Source organism: Candidatus Planktophila sulfonica (genome assembly GCF_002288065.1).
Taxonomy (GTDB): Bacteria; Actinomycetota; Actinomycetes; order Nanopelagicales; family Nanopelagicaceae; genus Planktophila; species Planktophila sulfonica.
Map to the genome: position 1 here is coordinate 1,243,844 of NZ_CP016773.1, position 17,403 is coordinate 1,261,246.

At 47.8% G+C, this 17,403-nt stretch carries 17 protein-coding genes, 1 tRNA gene and 1 other RNA gene; 10 read left to right on the forward strand and 9 right to left on the reverse strand.

Annotation, left to right across the window (positions count from 1 at the left end; all coding sequences use genetic code 11):
* Nucleotides 1–80 precede the first annotated feature (80 nt).
* The 3 genes from recR to ffs all read right to left on the reverse strand — a co-directional run bounded on the left by recR (nt 81) and on the right by ffs (nt 2,683).
* The gene (gene recR, locus A1sIA56_RS06400) at nt 81–674 is read right to left on the reverse strand and encodes a recombination mediator RecR (RefSeq protein WP_095674208.1); all 594 of its coding nucleotides are present in this window, start codon (nt 672–674) and stop codon (nt 81–83) included.
* Nucleotides 675–685: 11 nt separating this feature from the next.
* Nucleotides 686–2,506: a DNA polymerase III subunit gamma and tau gene (locus tag A1sIA56_RS06405; RefSeq protein WP_095674062.1), complete on the reverse strand. Its 1,821-nt coding sequence runs from the start codon at nt 2,504–2,506 to the stop codon at nt 686–688.
* Between the two features lie 80 nt (nt 2,507–2,586).
* An RNA gene (ffs, locus tag A1sIA56_RS06410) (signal recognition particle sRNA small type) lies at nt 2,587–2,683 on the reverse strand.
* Between the two features lie 72 nt (nt 2,684–2,755).
* On the opposite strand from ffs, the gene A1sIA56_RS06415 reads away from it, so the two are divergent.
* From A1sIA56_RS06415 to A1sIA56_RS06430, 4 genes are all read left to right on the forward strand, one after another.
* Nucleotides 2,756–2,840 (forward strand) — tRNA-Ser (locus tag A1sIA56_RS06415).
* A gap of 74 nt (nt 2,841–2,914) precedes the next feature.
* A complete protein-coding gene (locus tag A1sIA56_RS06420) occupies nt 2,915–3,463 on the forward strand; it encodes a hypothetical protein (RefSeq protein WP_095674063.1) in 549 nt (182 codons plus the stop codon).
* A 97-nt stretch (nt 3,464–3,560) separates the two neighbouring features.
* Nucleotides 3,561–4,058: a hypothetical protein gene (locus A1sIA56_RS06425; RefSeq protein ID WP_150121999.1), complete on the forward strand. Its 498-nt coding sequence runs from the start codon at nt 3,561–3,563 to the stop codon at nt 4,056–4,058.
* 4 nt (nt 4,059–4,062) lie between these two features.
* A complete protein-coding gene (locus A1sIA56_RS06430; RefSeq protein WP_095674065.1) occupies nt 4,063–4,563 on the forward strand; it encodes a hypothetical protein in 501 nt (166 codons plus the stop codon).
* Between the two features lies 1 nt (nt 4,564).
* On the opposite strand, the gene A1sIA56_RS06435 is transcribed toward A1sIA56_RS06430, so the two are convergent.
* Nucleotides 4,565–5,983, reverse strand: a complete 1,419-nt coding sequence (locus A1sIA56_RS06435) for an NAD-dependent succinate-semialdehyde dehydrogenase (RefSeq protein ID WP_095674066.1) — start codon at nt 5,981–5,983, stop codon at nt 4,565–4,567.
* A 93-nt stretch (nt 5,984–6,076) separates the two neighbouring features.
* Between A1sIA56_RS06435 and A1sIA56_RS06440 the strand changes: the two genes are divergently transcribed.
* The gene (locus A1sIA56_RS06440) at nt 6,077–8,416 is read left to right on the forward strand and encodes an amino acid permease (RefSeq protein ID WP_095674067.1); all 2,340 of its coding nucleotides are present in this window, start codon (nt 6,077–6,079) and stop codon (nt 8,414–8,416) included.
* Here A1sIA56_RS06440 and tadA read toward each other — a convergent pair.
* Both tadA and A1sIA56_RS06450 read right to left on the reverse strand, forming a co-directional pair.
* On the reverse strand, nt 8,405–8,860 hold the full coding sequence (gene tadA, locus A1sIA56_RS06445) for a tRNA adenosine(34) deaminase TadA (RefSeq protein WP_223298486.1): 456 nt from the start codon (nt 8,858–8,860) through the stop codon (nt 8,405–8,407). The genes A1sIA56_RS06440 and tadA overlap by 12 nt on opposite strands.
* Nucleotides 8,861–8,862: 2 nt before the next feature.
* A complete protein-coding gene (locus A1sIA56_RS06450) occupies nt 8,863–9,384 on the reverse strand; it encodes a tRNA adenosine deaminase-associated protein (RefSeq protein WP_095674069.1) in 522 nt (173 codons plus the stop codon).
* On the opposite strand from A1sIA56_RS06450, the gene upp reads away from it, so the two are divergent.
* Genes upp through A1sIA56_RS06465 form a run of 3 tightly spaced genes read left to right on the forward strand, consistent with a single transcriptional unit; the run spans nt 9,383 to nt 12,015 of the window.
* Nucleotides 9,383–10,021, forward strand: coding sequence for a uracil phosphoribosyltransferase (gene upp, locus A1sIA56_RS06455; protein ID WP_095674070.1), 639 nt, complete (start codon nt 9,383–9,385; stop codon nt 10,019–10,021). The genes A1sIA56_RS06450 and upp overlap by 2 nt on opposite strands.
* Complete coding sequence (locus A1sIA56_RS06460; RefSeq protein WP_095674071.1) at nt 10,022–11,398, forward strand: NAD-dependent malic enzyme; 1,377 nt, start codon at nt 10,022–10,024, stop codon at nt 11,396–11,398. It begins immediately after the preceding gene.
* Nucleotides 11,398–12,015, forward strand: a complete 618-nt coding sequence (locus A1sIA56_RS06465) for a DedA family protein (RefSeq protein ID WP_095674072.1) — start codon at nt 11,398–11,400, stop codon at nt 12,013–12,015. The genes A1sIA56_RS06460 and A1sIA56_RS06465 overlap by 1 nt, the downstream gene beginning before the upstream one ends.
* On the opposite strand, the gene A1sIA56_RS06470 is transcribed toward A1sIA56_RS06465, so the two are convergent.
* Both A1sIA56_RS06470 and A1sIA56_RS06475 read right to left on the reverse strand, forming a co-directional pair.
* Nucleotides 11,963–12,919 (reverse strand): DMT family transporter, encoded by a 957-nt coding sequence (locus A1sIA56_RS06470; protein ID WP_095674073.1) that lies wholly within the window; start codon nt 12,917–12,919, stop codon nt 11,963–11,965. The genes A1sIA56_RS06465 and A1sIA56_RS06470 overlap by 53 nt on opposite strands.
* Nucleotides 12,920–12,931: 12 nt before the next feature.
* Nucleotides 12,932–14,704, reverse strand: coding sequence for an ABC-F family ATP-binding cassette domain-containing protein (locus A1sIA56_RS06475; protein ID WP_095674074.1), 1,773 nt, complete (start codon nt 14,702–14,704; stop codon nt 12,932–12,934).
* Nucleotides 14,705–14,728: 24 nt separating this feature from the next.
* On the opposite strand from A1sIA56_RS06475, the gene A1sIA56_RS06480 reads away from it, so the two are divergent.
* Together A1sIA56_RS06480 and A1sIA56_RS06485 are read left to right on the forward strand one after the other, a co-directional pair.
* On the forward strand, nt 14,729–16,003 hold the full coding sequence (locus tag A1sIA56_RS06480; RefSeq protein WP_095674075.1) for a kynureninase: 1,275 nt from the start codon (nt 14,729–14,731) through the stop codon (nt 16,001–16,003).
* Nucleotides 16,000–16,794: a tryptophan 2,3-dioxygenase gene (locus A1sIA56_RS06485; protein ID WP_095674076.1), complete on the forward strand. Its 795-nt coding sequence runs from the start codon at nt 16,000–16,002 to the stop codon at nt 16,792–16,794. The genes A1sIA56_RS06480 and A1sIA56_RS06485 overlap by 4 nt, the downstream gene beginning before the upstream one ends.
* Here A1sIA56_RS06485 and A1sIA56_RS06490 read toward each other — a convergent pair.
* Nucleotides 16,791–17,363: a nitroreductase family protein gene (locus A1sIA56_RS06490; protein ID WP_095674077.1), complete on the reverse strand. Its 573-nt coding sequence runs from the start codon at nt 17,361–17,363 to the stop codon at nt 16,791–16,793. The two genes, A1sIA56_RS06485 and A1sIA56_RS06490, sit on opposite strands and share 4 nt — an antisense overlap.
* Between the last annotated feature and the right edge of the window lie 40 nt (nt 17,364–17,403).

The following is a 17,403-nucleotide window of genomic DNA, read 5'->3' on the forward strand; positions in this document are numbered from 1 at the left end:
TGAAGCACTCTGAATACTCGCGCTACCCGATTAAGGGAAATTCTTAATATATGAGACGGCTTATCGCCCACATAGTGAGACTAAAGGTTGGTTCGACCCTCGAATGCTCGTCCGAGCGTAACTTCATCTGCATATTCAAGATCTCCGCCTACAGGAAGTCCTGATGCAAGGCGTGAAACGTTGATACCCATCGGCTTAATGAGGCGAGCCAAGTAGGTCGCAGTCGCTTCGCCCTCAAGGTTTGGATCAGTCGCCAAGATGATTTCGGTAATTGTTGAATCTGCAAGGCGCTGCATTAATTCGCGAATGCGAAGCTGATCAGGACCGATTCCATCGATAGGGCTGATTGCTCCACCGAGCACGTGATACTTCCCGCGGAATTCGCGAGTGCGCTCGATTGCAATGACATCTTTACTCTCTTCAACAACACAAATCTTCGTGCCATCTCGACGTGGGTCACGACAGATGCGACATTCTGTTTCTTCAGAGACATTGCCGCATTGAGTACAGAACTTCACGCGTTCCTTAACGGTGCGAACTGCTTCAACAAGGTTAGCTGCGATTTCAGAATCTGATTGCAGAATATGGAAAGCAATACGTTGTGCGGACTTTGGTCCGATTCCAGGCAGGCGACCTAAAGCATCAATGAGATCTTGAATCGCACCTTCATACATTCCGGTAGACATTAGTCGTGGTTCGTTTCGCTAATGACTGTTGCACCGAGTTCTGCAGCAAGCAGTGCTGCACCTGAAAGTTGAGTTGGATCTGTTGGCGCTTCTGATGTGCGAACAGCGCGTGCTTCAGGAGTTGAGGTTGTATCGATACTTGGGTCGACGGTGACTTCAATCTTACGATCAAGGCCAACAACTTCGATAAATGCTTGGCGCAGAATCTCTTCTGATTCACTTCGCACGAAAGAATCGCGTGCACCTGCGTTGACGATTCCGATCGTAATTATTTTCTCGTCGACGCCCAGAATCTGTGCACTCGCTGAAAGCAGTGACCAGGTTAAGCGTCGGCGCTTCTTTACATTCTCAATCACGTCAGGCCACAAACGACGAAGCCCAGCGACATCGATACTGTCTATTTTCTTCGGCGACGCCGACTGAGGTGTCTCGGAAGCTTGGCTCGCAGAGCTGGTTGCTTCGCGCCCAACCTCTGCTCCACCAACTTCCTTCGCCACTTTCACAGGAACTTCTCGCGTTGCTTCAGCAGTTACTGGACTCACATAGTCCGCGGGATCAACATTTGCTGCGGCTGGCTTCGAAGAATCTTGAGTAAGGAGAGTATGTGAGCGAAGCGAGTTACTCGACGGCTCAACGATTCGAGAAGTAGGCGTAACAATATTTTCGACCCGCTCCAAACGTTCGATGCGGGCGAGCATGCCGGATTCTGAGGAGTCGCCGATTGGAAGAAGGATGCGGCCGCAGATGAGTTCGAGAATCAAACGTGGCGCTGTTGCACCGCGCATCTGGGTGAGGCCTTCAGCTGCAATGTCTGCTGCACGTGAAAGAGAAGCTTGTCCGATGTTCTGCGCCTGAACGCGCATGCGTTCGAGTTGATCATCCGGAAGTTCGCGCAAGATGCTGTTGGCATTGGTTGCTTCAAGTGCATCAACGATCATCAAGTCACGAAGTCGTTCGAGTAAATCTTGTGTGAAGCGACGCGGGTCGTGTCCTGATTCGATAACGCGATCAACAGTCTTAAATAGCGTTGCACCATCGCGCGCAGAGATTGCATCCATCGCATCATCAAGAAGTGCGCCATCAGTGAAACCAAGAAGTTGAATAGCAATTTCGTAGCTGACGCCATCTTTTCCTGCACCTGCAAGAAGCTGACCAAGAACAGAGAGTGCATCGCGCACTGATCCGCCAGATGCACGGACTACAAGTGGAATAACGCCCTTAGCTACTTTTACGCCTTCGGATTCGCAGACCTTTTCAAGATGCGTTGCAAGTGTGCCGGGTGGAACTAAACGGAATGGGTAGTGATGTGTACGAGAACGAATAGTTGAAATCAACTTTTCAGGTTCAGTTGTAGCAAAGATAAAGATGACGTGTGCAGGTGGTTCTTCAACAACTTTCAATAGCGCATTTGCAGCGCCCGGCCCAAGCTGATGAGCTTCATCGATTATGTAAATCTTGTACTTGCTCTGAACTGGTGCGAAGAATGCTTTGTCGCGAAGATCGCGCGCATCATCAACTAAACCGTGCGTCGCAGCATCGAGTTCAATGACATCGATAGAACCTGGACCATTTGCAACGAGATCTTTACATGACTGGCACTCACCACATGGAGTAGGTGTTGGGCCTTTTTCGCAGTTAAGTGAACGCGCCATAATGCGAGCACTTGATGTCTTGCCACAACCACGTGGGCCGCTAAAGAGATATGCGTGATGTGTTTTGCCTGATTCAAGCGCGTTAGATAAAGGAACAGTGACATGTTCTTGCCCGATGACATCTGCAAATACAGAGGGGCGATACTTTCGATATAACGCTAACGACATCTTTATCTACTCTCGTTAAGGCCGCGATTCAATTCACTTCTAATTGACCGAGACTTACTTATTCACTTCTTTACTAGTTTTCTAGGGACCTCCGGTGCACCCGCCAGAGCGTACCTACCCTTGCTGTATTCCTACCCTGGGGGAGTTCAGCACGGTGACGTCGCACCGGAGATCTGCCCCAATCTTATGTGTCAACGCTGACTTCGAGCACCGCTACCCTTGGGGCGTTGAGGCTCGCGCCTTAGCGCTGGAGGATTCGCATAGCGGCCGAGTGCGCACGCTTGGAAAGCGTGTATAGGGAAACCTATCGAGGGTTCAAATCCCTCATCCTCCGCTCGTTTTATGCCCGGTGACTGAGGGTAACTAGAACTACTGCGGGTAATCAGACCTTTTCGCTTAGTTCCTGAGATGAAAATATTTAAGCGGAAAAAGGGTTCATCAAAGCATGAATTGCTACAACAAATTGGTGTTGGTTCGTATTTTGAAATTCCCAATGACTTCGATGCAGATTCCTGGAATAACTTGAATATTGGAACTTTTAGAAGACATTCTCTCAGGAGAGTACTTCGCCAGAGAATGCGTCGACTTCCGTACAAATTCGGGTTCGAGAAAATCGTAGATAACTTTGCCAGCTCCGTCTACGAGATTGGCCAAGGTGATTTCAATAGCTTTGCAGAAGGGCAACGTTACGCACCAAGGGCGAATTACCTTCTGGAGAACAAGTGGATGTCGATCGCATTTGGAATCTACCAAATTGAGTACACCATCAATGAAGAAATTGGCTTTAGCCACTTCTCTCTAGACCACGGGCTCACCTACATAATTCATATGGAGACGCAACTTACAAAAAATTGGGAACTGAATGTAAAGGCCCTGATAAATCTCTTTCAGGAGACAGAGGAATATCTCCTTGGCACGATAATTGATCGATCCCCGCCCTACACTCCTAATTACTAATAGCCGGAAAATATTGATCGAAATGGTTATATCGCCGCATTCTTAAACTGTGGATAACCCGATTCACTCCAAGCCAGCTTTTATCTACCTTCACTTCATGACTCTCACAATTCCTAAACCGATTCGCATTCTTCCAAAAGTTCCAGGTGTAGCTGTTATTGGTCTCATGGTTCTTCAATATGTTTGGATGGCTGCATCATCCGATCCAAATGTGCATTGTGAATTGAAGGTTCAAAATCCCCATCAATCTACCCATGCTGCTGAATATCTTGGACTTGATGTTGTGAAGCTTAAAATCACATCTGAATGTAACCGTCCACAGAAGTACACCGAAATTACGGCGACAATATACGAATCAAATGAAGGTTTGCCTAAGAAAGTTGCACAATTCCCGAATGAGATTGTTGTAGCCGCCAAACCTCTAGACCATGCTGTCGAATTTGAAAGATTAACGGCGCCTTGCGTGAGAGGCGTGAAGGCGAATTATTATGGGGTTGCGAAGGGGTTCGCTTACCTGGAAGGTGGACAAAAGTTTCCAGTGAAAGGAAAGTCGGGAAAACCCTTTCCTGTTTCTTGCAAGATTAAGGCAAAATAGAGGCATGAGTTACTTTGAAGAGTGTCTAGCCACTGGGCTCTGGTTGACCCCTGAGCAGAGACAAGCTTTATATAAGTATTTACTCTCAGAAAAGTCCGAACTTTATAAAGAATCTGCGCTTTTGCTTTTAACTCGCGGGTCTCTTTCAACACAAATCGCAAATGCAGAAATTCTCTATTCAATAAATCAAAGCAGAGTTTCCTTCGAATGCCGAAAGATTGGTGGCGCTGATTTTTCACAAGAAATTCGGAATATTGAGTTGGGGCGGTCTCTCAATAGGAATATCAAGAAGCTGAAGCAATTTTTTTCACAGTGTGAAGTTGATGCAATAGGCAATTTTCCAGTCCAGGCAAAGATTCCTCAAGATGTCAAAGGAATCAACATCAGCAAATTCCCTTTTTACGATTTAGATTACTATTCCGATGGAAAAGGAAAATTCCTAGGGCTAATCAGGAAATGGAAAGCTGCGGACAAGGAAATTCTCACGAAATTGAGAACGCTTTAGCTCAAATCTCTACACCGATGTATTTAGTCTGCAAGAACTCGTGAACTCCATCGAAGCCACCTTCGCGACCAAGACCAGATTGCTTGACGCCACCGAATGGCGCTGCAGGATCTGAGAGAAGTCCGCGGTTGATGCCAACCATGCCAGCTTCAATTCCTTCAGCGAAACGGATTGCACGCTTTAGGTCTTCTGAATACACATAACTAATGAGCCCGAATTCGGTGTCATTAGCCATTGCGAGAGCTTCTTCATCTGTATCGAAGAGAACAACAGGAGCAACTGGTCCGAAAACTTCATTTGCAAGGATTTTGTCATCTTTTGAAACTTCAAGAACTGTTGCAGGATAGAAAGCGCCAGCGCCATCAGGAGTTGTTCCACCGAGGTGAACCTTTGCGCCTCCTGCCTTCGATGCATCAACGAGTTCAGCAATCTTGTTACGTTCCTTGATGGAAACGCTTGCACCAAGTTGTGTTCCAGCTTCGCGGCCAACGCCCATCTTCAGTGCCGCCATCGCCTTTGAGAATTCTGCGATGAACTTATCGCCGATAGAACGTGCAACATAAATACGGTTTGCAGCGGTGCATGCAGCCCCACCATTGCGCATCTTTGCCATCATCAAACCTTTAACAGCTTCTTCGATATTTGCATCATCGAGAACAACAAATGGAGCATTTCCGCCGAGCTCCATTGAGCAACGAATTACTTGATCAGCAGCTTCTTTGAGAAGAATCTTCCCGACAAATGTTGAACCAGTGAATGAAAGGTTCTTTACTCGTGAATCGTGAAGCACCTTGCTAATTGCAGGACCTGTCTGTGCAGGAAGGATCACGTTGAGAACTCCCTTTGGAAGTCCGCATCGTTCAAGGATGTCGACGATGGCGAGCGCAGTCAGCGGTGTCTCACCTGCTGGCTTTAAAATCATTGTGCAACCAGCTGCAACTGCAGGACCAATCTTGCGAGTAGCCATACCTGCAGGGAAGTTCCACGGAGTAATAAGGAGTGAGACACCAATAGGTTGGTGAGTTACGAGAATGCGCTTATCTCCTGATGGAGCCATACGGAAATCACCAGAGATGCGAACAGTCTCTTCAGCAAACCAACGGAAGAATTCTGCGGCGTAATTAACTTCAGCCTTTGCATCCGGTAGCGCCTTACCGTTCTCCTTCGAGATGAGTTCAGCTAAGTAATCAGCTTCTGCAATCATCATTTCAAATGCTTTGCGCAAGATTTCACTGCGAATGCGAGGAGCGGTCTTTGCCCATGAGGCTGCGGCACGGTCAGCGGCATCAACGGCTGCGAGGTTCTGTTCATCGCTAGAAGTAGCAACTTTGGCGATAACTGAGCCATCGCTGGGATCGATAACGTCTAAAGTCCCGCTTCCATCGACCCATTGGCCATCTATATATAACTGTGTGCGCATAAGATAAGCATACTTACGAGAATTCAATGGGTCACCTAAAATGGTTACCTGCGTAGGCGTGATGCATTAATTGCAACGCCAAAGGGAGTAGTTGTGGCTAAGTCTTGGACTGATGATGCACCCCAGCCTGTAGCACTTCAGGATCACGCACATGTGAAAGATCCGTTCTCGTACAAGGTAAAGCGCTTCTTCCTTGGCGGCGCATTGAACCGCCACTCACTTGGACACCAACGCCTCAGCAAGCGATACGCGCTCGGAATTCTTTCATCTGACTGTATCTCATCTTCGGCTTACGGTTCTGAACAGATTCTCATTGCACTCTTGCCAGCATTCGGTCTCGCCGCATTCGCAATCTTGATGCCGATGACTGCAGTTGTATTAGCAATTCTTGTTCTCATTACTTTGTCTTACCGAAATGTCATCGAGGTCTATACAAAGACCGGTGGCGCATACATTGTTTCGCGCGATAACTTCGGGCCAGTTGTTGCCCAAATCGCAGCTGTTGCATTGATGCTCGATTACATCGTTACTTTGGCGATTCAATCTGCCGCAGGTGTTGCAGCAATTATTTCTACATTCCCGACTCTTGAACCTTTCAAGATGCCGATGATTTTTGCCGTGATCATTATTTTGACCTACGGAAATCTACGTGGCGTTAAAGAAGCAGGAAAGGCATTTGCGTTCCCTACTTATTTCTTCGTCGGTTGCATGTTTATCGTCTTCGGAATGGGTCTCTATCGCCTAGCCAATGGCACTCTCCCAGTTCTTGATACAGATCTTCCTGGCGCTGTGCCACTTGGACAAGAGCAGGGTCTTCTTACATTTGCTGCAATCTTTATTCTCTTGCGCGCATTCGCTAACGGTGGATCTTCTCTCACGGGCTTGGAAGCAATATCAGATGGCGTTGCTCTCTTTAAGACTCCAGAGCATGTAAATGCAAAGCGCACCTTGGTCGTCATGAGTACGCTGCTTGGAACTCTTGTTCTTGGCGTCTCTTACTTCGCACACCATATTCATGCGATGCCATATGAATCAGGCGTCCCAACTGTTATTTCACAGATCGCAAAGGCTGCTGTTGGAACCGGTGCATTCGGTTCCTTTATGTTCATCATGGTTCAGCTCGCAACAATGCTTATTCTTTTTGCTGGCGCAAACACCACCTACAGCGCATTCCCATTGCTCGTTAACTTCGTTGCTACCGATGGCTACCTGCCACGTCAGCTAACTAAGCGCGGTCACCGCCTAGCTTTCTCAAACGGAATTCTTCTTCTCGCAGTAGGTGGAGCAGTGCTCGTTGCGATTACTGCTGGTTCTGTTGAGCACTTGGTTGCTTTCTACGCACTCGGTGTATTTACAGGATTCACTCTTGCTGGCTTCGGAATGACGCGTTACTACTTGCGAACCAAGCCTTCACAATGGCGTATCAAAGTCTTCATCAACGCATTCGCTGGTTCTGTCTCTCTCGCAATCGTCATTATATTCTCGGTTGTTAAATTTACCGAAGGTGCTTGGTTGGTTCTTGTTACTGCGCCAATCATGGTTGTCTCATTCCTTCGACTTCGCCGCCAGTATTCACGTGAACAAGAAGCGCTTTCAGTGAAGACATCACAAGAGCGAGCAACATCGATGGCTCGTCACGATGTCACCATCTTCGTAGATAGTGTTGATATCGCAACTGTTGGTGCAGTTCGCTACGCACGGAGCTTGAAGCCACATAAAATCAAGGCCGTTCACTTTGTCATCGATGATCGTCGCGCTGAAGAAATTCAAGAAGCTTGGGCAAAATCAGATGCTCTCGAAGATGTGCAACTCGATCTCATCGATTGCCCTGATCGCCGTATTGCAAACTCAGCACTCGATTACGCAATTCGTAAGACTGAGAAGCCCGATATCGAATTAACAATTCTTCTTCCGCGTCGTTCTTACTCACGCGTCTTAGGCCGTTTGCTTCACGATCAAACAGCTGAAGAGATTGCAGCACCGATTTCACAGCTAGAACGTGTGGTTGCAACCATCGTTCCATTCGACGTGAACCGCATTACTTCAGGCAAGAAGTTCATTGTTTCCAAGGAGAGCCCAGTTGCAGCGACAGCGCTTGCTCCTGAAAAAGCAAAGCCGGCACAGGTTGCGCCACAAGTATTCGCACCTATTACTCACTACGCAGAAGATGTGACACCAATCGGCAAGATCGAATGGCGTAAGCGCTCAAAGGTTCATGGTCGAGTTACCTCGATTTCAACTGCTCCACGTGGTTCTGCGCCAATGCTTCAAGTAGAAGTGTGGGATGAAACAGGTGGAATCACTCTCAACTTCCTTGGCCGCCGTGAAATTGCGGGCCTTGAAGTAGGTATGGAGCTTCGTGCTGAAGGTATGGTCGGTGAAGAAGATGGTCAGTTAACTATCTTGAACCCATCGTACGAACTACTTATCTGAGAAGAACTCTTTCAGTAAAGCAGCGCACTCTTTTTCGAGCACTCCCGAGGTTACTTCAACCTTAAAGATTGATCGAGGATCTCGTAGAACATCCCATACAGAACCTACGGCGCCTGCCTTTTCATCCCAAGCACCAAAGACCAGATGAGAAATTCGTGATTGTGCAATTGCACCTGCGCACATGGCGCATGGTTCGAGTGTCACGATGAGCGTGCACCCATCAAGACGTGAATTCTGAAGTCGCGCAGCCGCGTTACGAATTGCAACTACTTCAGCGTGCGCAGTTGGATCGTTATTGGCTTCGCGCTCGTTGAAACCTTTGCCGATAACAACGCCATCCTTATTTATGACTATTGCTCCGACGGGTACATCACCCGTTGCAAAAGCTGATTTCGCGATGGCAATTGCTTGCTGCATCAGCTCTTCAGAGTTATGAGTGGAAATTTCTAGGACTCCAATAGCTCAGTTAAAGCGTCACCAAATCCTAAGCGATTTGCAATAGCTTCAATCTGTTCGTCAGGAAAGAGATCAGCATCATCGCAGAGCGTTGAGAGCTCCATGCTGTGCATACCTAAGTCGGAAAAAATATCTAGGTCTCCGGCTGGAAGTGGTTCGTCTTCTTCTTCAGGTTGATCAATATCTGCAAGCTCAAGAAATTCTGCTGCAACTTCATAATCGATTGCGCACGTAACATCGCTAATAAAAAATTTAACGTGGGTTCCGAGAACTCGAATCGCAAGGAAGAATTCGTCATCAATTGCAATCAGTGCAACTGCGCCACCATTGGTCTGCTGCTTCTTAAGTCGGTCAACGATGTGAGTTAGGTCATCAGGATCAGGCAAGGACGCAATAGACCAGCGGCCGTCTTCATGCCACGCCTCGATTGCGAAGTCCTCGGTTTGCTCTGACACATCTCCCATATTGGCACTCATTGAAGTGGAAAGAAAGCCCTGTAAGGTAGATGACATGAAAGTCCACGTTGCAAATCACCCATTGATTTCTCACAAACTCACAGTTTTACGTGACGAAAGAACAGATTCTCCAACGTTTCGACTTCTTGTCGAAGAGCTCGTGACACTCCTTGCTTACGAAGCAACTCGCGAAGTTCGCACCAAGACTGTAAAGATTAAAACTCCCGTAACTGAAACTACTGGGCTCAAAATGGCAGAACCTCGCCCAGTTGTTGTTCCAATCTTGCGTGCAGGACTTGGAATGCTCGAAGGAATGGTGAAACTTCTTCCGACTGCTCAAGTTGGATTCCTTGGAATGGTTCGCGATGAAGAAACTTTGAAGGCGACTACTTATGCAAATCGCCTTCCTGAAGATCTATCAGGCCGCCAATGTTTCATTCTCGATCCAATGCTTGCAACCGGCGGAACTCTTGTCATGGCAATCGATTACTTGATCGAACGCGGTGCAAATGAAATTACCGCAATCTGTCTTCTCGCTGCTCCTGAAGGAATCAAAGTTCTAGAAGATCAATTTAAGGATTCAGGCGTGCCAATTACATTGGTAACTGGTTCACTCGATGAGAAACTCAATGAAAAGGGTTACATCGTTCCAGGACTCGGCGATGCCGGCGATCGTCTTTACGGAGTTGTGTAAATGGCATCAACGTCACCCGGATACGGAATCACAATCCGTGTCGAAGGAGCGCCTGAACTTCATCCAGTAGCACTCATTACAACGACGATTACCAATGCTGGAGCGACAATTACTGCGCTCGACGTTGTTGAATCACTTCTCGATAAGGTCGTGGTTGACGTTACCTGTGACACCGTCGACGCCGATCACGCACAAGAGATCCATAACGCTCTTTCAGCTCATCAAGGTCTCACTGTTCGCAAGGTAAGTGACCGCACCTTCTTGCTTCACCTAGGCGGCAAAATTGAAGTTAACTCAAAGGTTCCATTAAAAACTCGCGATGATTTATCGCGCGCTTACACACCTGGTGTCGCTCGTATTTCTCAGGCAATCGTTGATGACCCGTCAGATGTGCGTCGCCTGACCATGAAGCGCAATACCGTCGCTGTGGTTACCGATGGATCAGCGGTTCTGGGCTTAGGAAATATCGGCCCTGCAGCAGCGCTTCCTGTGATGGAAGGTAAAGCTGCCCTCTTTAAGCGCTTTGCCAATGTTGATGCGTGGCCTGTCTGTCTTGATACACAAGATGTCGATGAAATTGTCCGCACCGTGCAATTGATTGCTCCTGTTTATGGCGGAATCAACTTGGAAGATATCTCTGCACCTCGTTGCTTTGAAGTCGAACGTCGCCTTCGCGAACTTTTGGATATTCCTGTTTTCCACGATGACCAGCACGGAACTGCAATTGTTGTCTCGGCAGCTCTTCGTAATGCACTGAAACTTGTGAAGAAAGATATTTCACAGGTAAAGATCATTATGAGCGGCGCAGGTGCAGCTGGCACTGCAATTGCACGCCTCTTGGTTCTTTCAGGTGCAACCAACATCATCGCCTTCGATAAAGATGGCGTGATCTCTAAAGATTCACAATCTGAAGATTCAATGCGCGATTGGTTCATCGAAAACTCTAATAAAGCTAACTTCAAGGGTTCAATCCACGAAGCCATGGCAGGAGCCGATATCTTCATCGGTGTCAGCGCACCTAACGTCCTTAATGAGGCAGATGTCGCCTCAATGGCTGAAGGTTCAATTGTCTTCGCACTCGCCAATCCAGATCCTGAAATTGATCCAGCAATCGCGCGTAAATATGCAGCAGTTGTTGCGACAGGTCGCAGCGATCATCCAAACCAAATCAATAATGTTTTGGCATTCCCTGGAATCTTCCGTGGTCTTCTTGATGCGCAAGCGCACAAGATCACAGATAAGTTGCTCGTTGCAGCAGCCGAAGCGATTGCAGATTGCGTGAGCCCTTCACAGCTCAACACTTCATTTATCGTTCCAAGCGTCTTTGATCCCAACGTGGTCACACAGGTCGCAGCTGCAGTGAAAAAGTCGGTGTGATGAATTTTTCTCCACTTGAACTTGCTGCGTCCTTTGATGAGCAGTTCACAGCCCTTGCTCCATTTATCTTCTATGTAATCATCGGCGCCATTGTCTTTGTTGAGACCGGCCTTCTCTTTGGTTTCTTCCTACCTGGTGATTCAGTCCTATTTAGCGCTGGTTTAGTGGCTGCTACCAAGGGCGATATCAATATCGTCATCCTTGTCTTTGTCATTCTCGCTGCTGCCTTCTTTGGAGACCAGATCGGCTTTGTATTGGGCCGCGTAATCGGACGCCCTTATTTAGATAAACGGAAGTCGCCGTACGTGCAGAAAATGATTGCTAACTCTGAGCGCTTCTACGAGCAGACCGGATGGTGGGCAGTCGTTGCAGCTCGCTTCTTCCCTTGGATTCGCACCTTTGTCCCACCTATCGCAGGTGCTTCAAAGATGAATTACTACAAGTTCTTATCTGCAAATGCCCTCGGTGCAATCTTGTGGGGCGCTGGAATTACTCTGGCTGGTTATTACGCAGCTTCAATTCCTTGGGTAAAGAATTTTTCTTACGGAATTGCCGCTTTCTTTATTACTGCGTCAATCGTTTCCGCGATTGTGAATTATTCACGCCGCCAACGATAACGCCCAAGTAAGTCATAGCGATTCCAACGACAAGATAGATTGAAATCTGAACTCCATCTGTCGGTGAAAAAATATCAATCAGCAGCGATCCAACTAGTTGTCCACCAACGCTAAAGAGCGTAAAAGTTAAAACGCCAAGGTGTTGAACAATCATCGATGCCATCGCAATATAGATAACCCCAAGCACTCCGCCGGTGTACATCCACCATGGACCTGCCGGAAGCGGTACGACTTTGCTAGAACCGAAAATTAAAGTGGCAGCAAGGAAAATTACTAAGAACGTTGTTCCCATTGTGAAATTGAGAAATGAAGTTGCATAACTTTGGTGTGAATGCTCATTAATCTTCCCATTAAGCGAACGCTGAACTCCAACGAGTGCACCCGCTAGACAACCGAGTAATACTGCAACGATTGATACATCATGAGCATCAAGGCGATCAAAGACAGAGACAAAGACAGCGAAGACGGTAAAGGCTGCAGCTGCAATACGTCGCGGAGTGATGTGCTTCTTTCCCCCACCTGTAAGGCCAATGCGATCCACAACAAGAGATGCTGCGGTCTGGCCTGCGATTGAAGCCACAGAGTAAATGGCAACGCCTATTAGAGGCACGATATGGGTTTGAACCGCTACAAAACTGCCGCCCAGCATTCCGGCAAAAAGCGTCCAGGCAGGTAGCTCTTTGCGAACTACTGATGTTCGAATATTTCGAACGCCTTCTTTAATCGAAGAGCTAAAAATTGCGACGATCGCGATAATGGCTAAACCTGAACCAAATGAGACCAGCGCAGCTTCGATGCCATTGCCTAAGCGATGTGAGAGCTCACCATTTGCGCGCGCTTGAAAAGAGATCATCACAGCAGTGAGCGCTGCTAGAACATCGAGGCGCTGCGTCTTTTTCGACATATTCAAATCCTATTAACTTTCGAGGGCCAGAGTTATCTCTAGCCACTCTTCTTCTCGCATTGCGAGCTCGGTCTGTACCTTTTCGACCTCTGCAGCAATCTCAATCAACCTTTCGGGGTTGAAGCTTTCGGCCTCTTGCTCTTTCAAAAGTTCAGCTAGACGTTCCTTGCCCTTTGCCACTTGACGCTCTACGCGAGTGAGGTCTTTCTTCAACTGGCGTTGTTCGGCCGCACTTGAAGTCGACGAGGACTTACTTCCACTGGAAGCAGAAGCGCTTATCGATGCTGCTCGCTGTTCGAGGTATTGATCAACTCCTCGAGGTAAATCGCGGAGCGCTTTATCGCCGAGCAAGCCCCAGAAACGATCACAGACTCTTTCGAGGAAATATCTATCGTGGGAAATCACAATCAAAACTCCGCCATAACTGTCGAGTAGATCTTCGAGTTCGGTAAGCGTTTCAATATCGAAATCGTTCGTTGGTTCATCGAGCAAGAGCACGTTAGGTGAATCCATCAGCAAGCGGGTTAATTGCAGACGACGACGTTCACCACCTGAAAGATTTCCAACGGGAGTCCACTGTGCATCGCGATCAAAACCAAGTCGTTCGCAGAGTTGTGAAGCAGAAAGCGTCTTTCCTTTGCCGATCTCAACATGTGTAGCGACCTTTTCAACTGCTTCAAGTAGGCGCCATGTTGGGTCTAACTCGTCGAGATGCTGCGTAAGGAAAGCTATTTTCACTGTTATTCCGGTGACTAGCTTTCCTGCAGCTGGTTGTAACTGGCCAGCCAAAGTGCGCATCAACGTTGTCTTTCCTGCGCCGTTGATTCCAACGATTCCGATGCGGTCTCCAGGACCGATGTTCCATGTCAGATTATCAATCAGCTCTTTATCGCCAGCTTTAATCAGCGCGTGATGAAGTTCAAAGACTGTGTTGCCAAGGCGGTTAAGAGCGAATTTCAATAGCTCGGTTGAGTCACGGGGTGCTGGTTCTGTCGAAATCAATTCATTAGCGGCATCTACGCGAAACTTTGGCTTTGTTGTTCGCGCAGGAGCTCCGCGACGAAGCCAGGCAAGTTCTTTGCGGATCAAGTTGTTGCGACGCGCATCCATGGCATTTGCTTGGCGTGCGCGTTCTGCCTTTGCCAAAACGAAAGCTGAGTATCCACCGTCATACTCTTCAACTTTTCCAAGGACTACTTCCCAGGTGCGGTCAGTTACTTCATCGAGGAACCAACGATCGTGAGTAACAACCAGAACAGCTAGGTCTCTGCGGTTCTTCAGGTGTGCGGCTAACCAGGCAACGCCTTCCACATCAAGGTGGTTGGTTGGTTCATCAAGCAGAATTAAATCCAAATCATCAATAAGCAACTTTGCTAAACCAACGCGACGCTTTTCGCCTCCTGAAAGAGATGCGAATGTTCGCTCGAAGATGTGGTCATCGAAGCTGCCAAATAGCCCAGTAAAGATTTCACGAATTCTTGGATCACTTGCCCAGTCATGTTTTTCGCGATTACCAAGAACTACATCGCCCACTGTTGATTGAGGGGCAGCGCTATCAATCTGCGAAAGAATTCCGATTCGCGCTGAATTTGATTTTGTGACGCGGCCTTCATCAGGGTCTTCAACTCCTGCAATGATTTTCATTAAAGTTGATTTTCCGGCGCCGTTACGACCAACAATTCCGATGCGATCGCCTTCAGAGACTCCAAGGGATACCTTCTCTAGAAGTGGGCGAATATCAAAGGCTTTAGAGACCTCTTCGATATTCACTACATTGCGCGCCACGGTAGGAGAGCGTACCTTTGAACTATGAAGGTCACTGACCGCGCATATGCGTTAGAGCTCGATAAGAACGATCCGCTTGCTTCGTATCGGAGCAAATTTGTTATTACCGACCCCAATCTCTGTTATCTCGATGGAAATTCACTCGGTCGCCTCCCCCATGCAACCGTTAAGGCGGTCAGCGACTTTGTATCCCACGAATGGGGCAATGAGGTCGTTACCGGTTGGAGCCACTGGATTGATGAGGCTCAGGTAGCCGGCGATCTCTTGGGTCGTGCCTCACTTGGCGCAGCAGCGGGTCAAGTACTTGTCTGCGATACAACATCGGTTAACTTCTATCAGCTCTGCCTTGCAGCAATTAATGCGCGCCCTGGCCGCAAGACAATCATTACCGATGCGGCAAACTTTCCTACCGATCGATACATCCTCGATGGAATCGCAAAGCAACTTGGCCTCAATCTCGTCATCATTGATAACGAAGATCCAGCGATTGCAGAGAACGAACGCATCACTGCAGAACTTCTTGAGAAGTACATGTCAGAAGATGTTGCTCTCGTAACTTTTGAAGTCATTCAGTATCGCTCAGGTGCGCGAACAGATATTCAATCAGTCACTGATTTAGCTCGTTCTTATGGCGCCTACGTTGTCTGGGATGCCAGCCACGCGACAGGTGCAATCGAGATGAACTTCGATGAATGCGGTGTCGATCTCGCCGTTGGGTGTACATATAAATATGGAAATGCCGGTCCTGGTTCTCCTGCTTGGTTATATGTAAATAAGCGTGTGCAGAAAGAACTACAAGTTCCTATCCAGGGTTGGTTTGGAAATGAAGATCAATTTGGAATGGGTCCTCACTTTGAAAAGGCAGAAGGTATCCGTGGATTCCAGATTGCTAGCCCATCCATTATTGGTATTCGTGGCGTGCAAATAGCCTTCGAAATGATTGAAGAAGCTGGCATTGATGTCATTGCCTCAAAGGCAGCAATTGGTACTCAAATGATGATCGATCTCTTCGACGAATGGCTTGCACCTCTTGGCTACACACTTCTTACATCTCGTAATCCAAAAGAACGCGGTGGTCACATCTCTATTGGGCATCCCGATGCCGCAAAGATCTGTGTAGCACTTCGTAAATTTGCAAACGTAATTCCTGATTACCGCACGCCTAATGCGATCCGCTTAGCGATTGCTCCATTGCCAACGTCTTACGTTGAAGTTTGGGATGGTTTCCAGCGCATCCGCGATCTGACTGAAACTCGTCAATATGAAAAGGTTGAAGGATCGGATTCACGAGTTACATGAGCGAAAACTACGATTCAGCCCTTACCTACACTTCATATCTCGCAGTAGATGACTTACTGAAGTTACAGACGCCGCTTTCCGATGGTCCTGAGCATGATGAGATGCTCTTCATCATCATCCACCAGACCTACGAACTCTGGTTCAAGCAACTGATTCACGAGTTCCAACAAGCACAGCGCGCATTAGAAGATGGCAATACGCATTATGCCCTTTCAATTCTTGGACGCATTCGCACCATCATGAAAGTCTGTGTGGCACAGGTAGATATTCTCGAGACGATGACGCCACTGCAATTCAATGCTTTCCGGGGTTACTTGTCATCATCAAGTGGTTTTCAATCTTCGCAATTTAGAAAAGTTGAAGCGATTCTTGGTCGTCGCGATAGTCGCATGGCTGGCCACTTGCCGCCAGATATGCAGGCAGAGATTGCAGAAATTACTTCTCATAACTCCATTTGGGATTCTTTTTTGGATTACCTAACAAAACGTGGCTATTCGCTGCCAGCTGATGTAACTGGCCGCGATAAATCAATCGCCTACATTTCAAATCCAGCGGTACAAGATGTTCTGCTTACAGTTCACCAAAGTGATCCAGAGAGTGCGATGGTCTCTGAGCGCTTGGTAGATATTGATGAAGGTATTCAGGAATGGCGCTATCGCCACGTAAAGATGGTTGAGCGCACAATTGGCCACAAGATGGGCACGGGCGGATCAAGCGGTGTTGAGTATTTGGCGAGCACTCTCTTCAACCCAGTCTTTAGGGATCTCTGGGAGATTCGTTCGCGCTTCTAAGCAGGCAGTCCTTTTACGACAATCTCGTTAAGAGGCAGACGCTGACGTGGTGCGAGTTCGCGTTCAAGCAGTGGACCGCTTAACTTCTCGGGCGCATCTTGTGTGCCCACAGCAATAACTACAACGGGGATTAGCTCTGGTGCGATGGAAAGTTCTTCTTGCGCAATTGCCTTATCGAAGCCTGTCATCTGGTGAGCAATAAGTCCGCGATGGTGAGTTTCGACAACGAGTTGTGACACAGCCAAGCCACAATCGAATTGGTAATCAGCATGAATAGAGCCATCGTTCTTCGTTGTCTTGCCTGCGACCAGAATTAATGCGGAAGCGTTCTTAGCCCAGCTCTTATTGAAATCGCCAAGTGAAGTGAGAATCTGAGCAAATACTTCATCGCCGCGCTTGCCAACAAAGAAGCGCCAAGGCTGGCCATTAAATGCTGATGGCGCCCAGCGAGCAGCTTCGAGAATCGCAGTTAGGTCATCGTTATTGATTGTTGCCGATTCATCAAATGAACGAGGGCTGCGACGAGTCGCAATGATTTCGTGAACTGGGACTGAGGTCTCTGCTTTCATTCGCTGACCTTAAACCTTTACGCGTTAAGACGCACTTTGA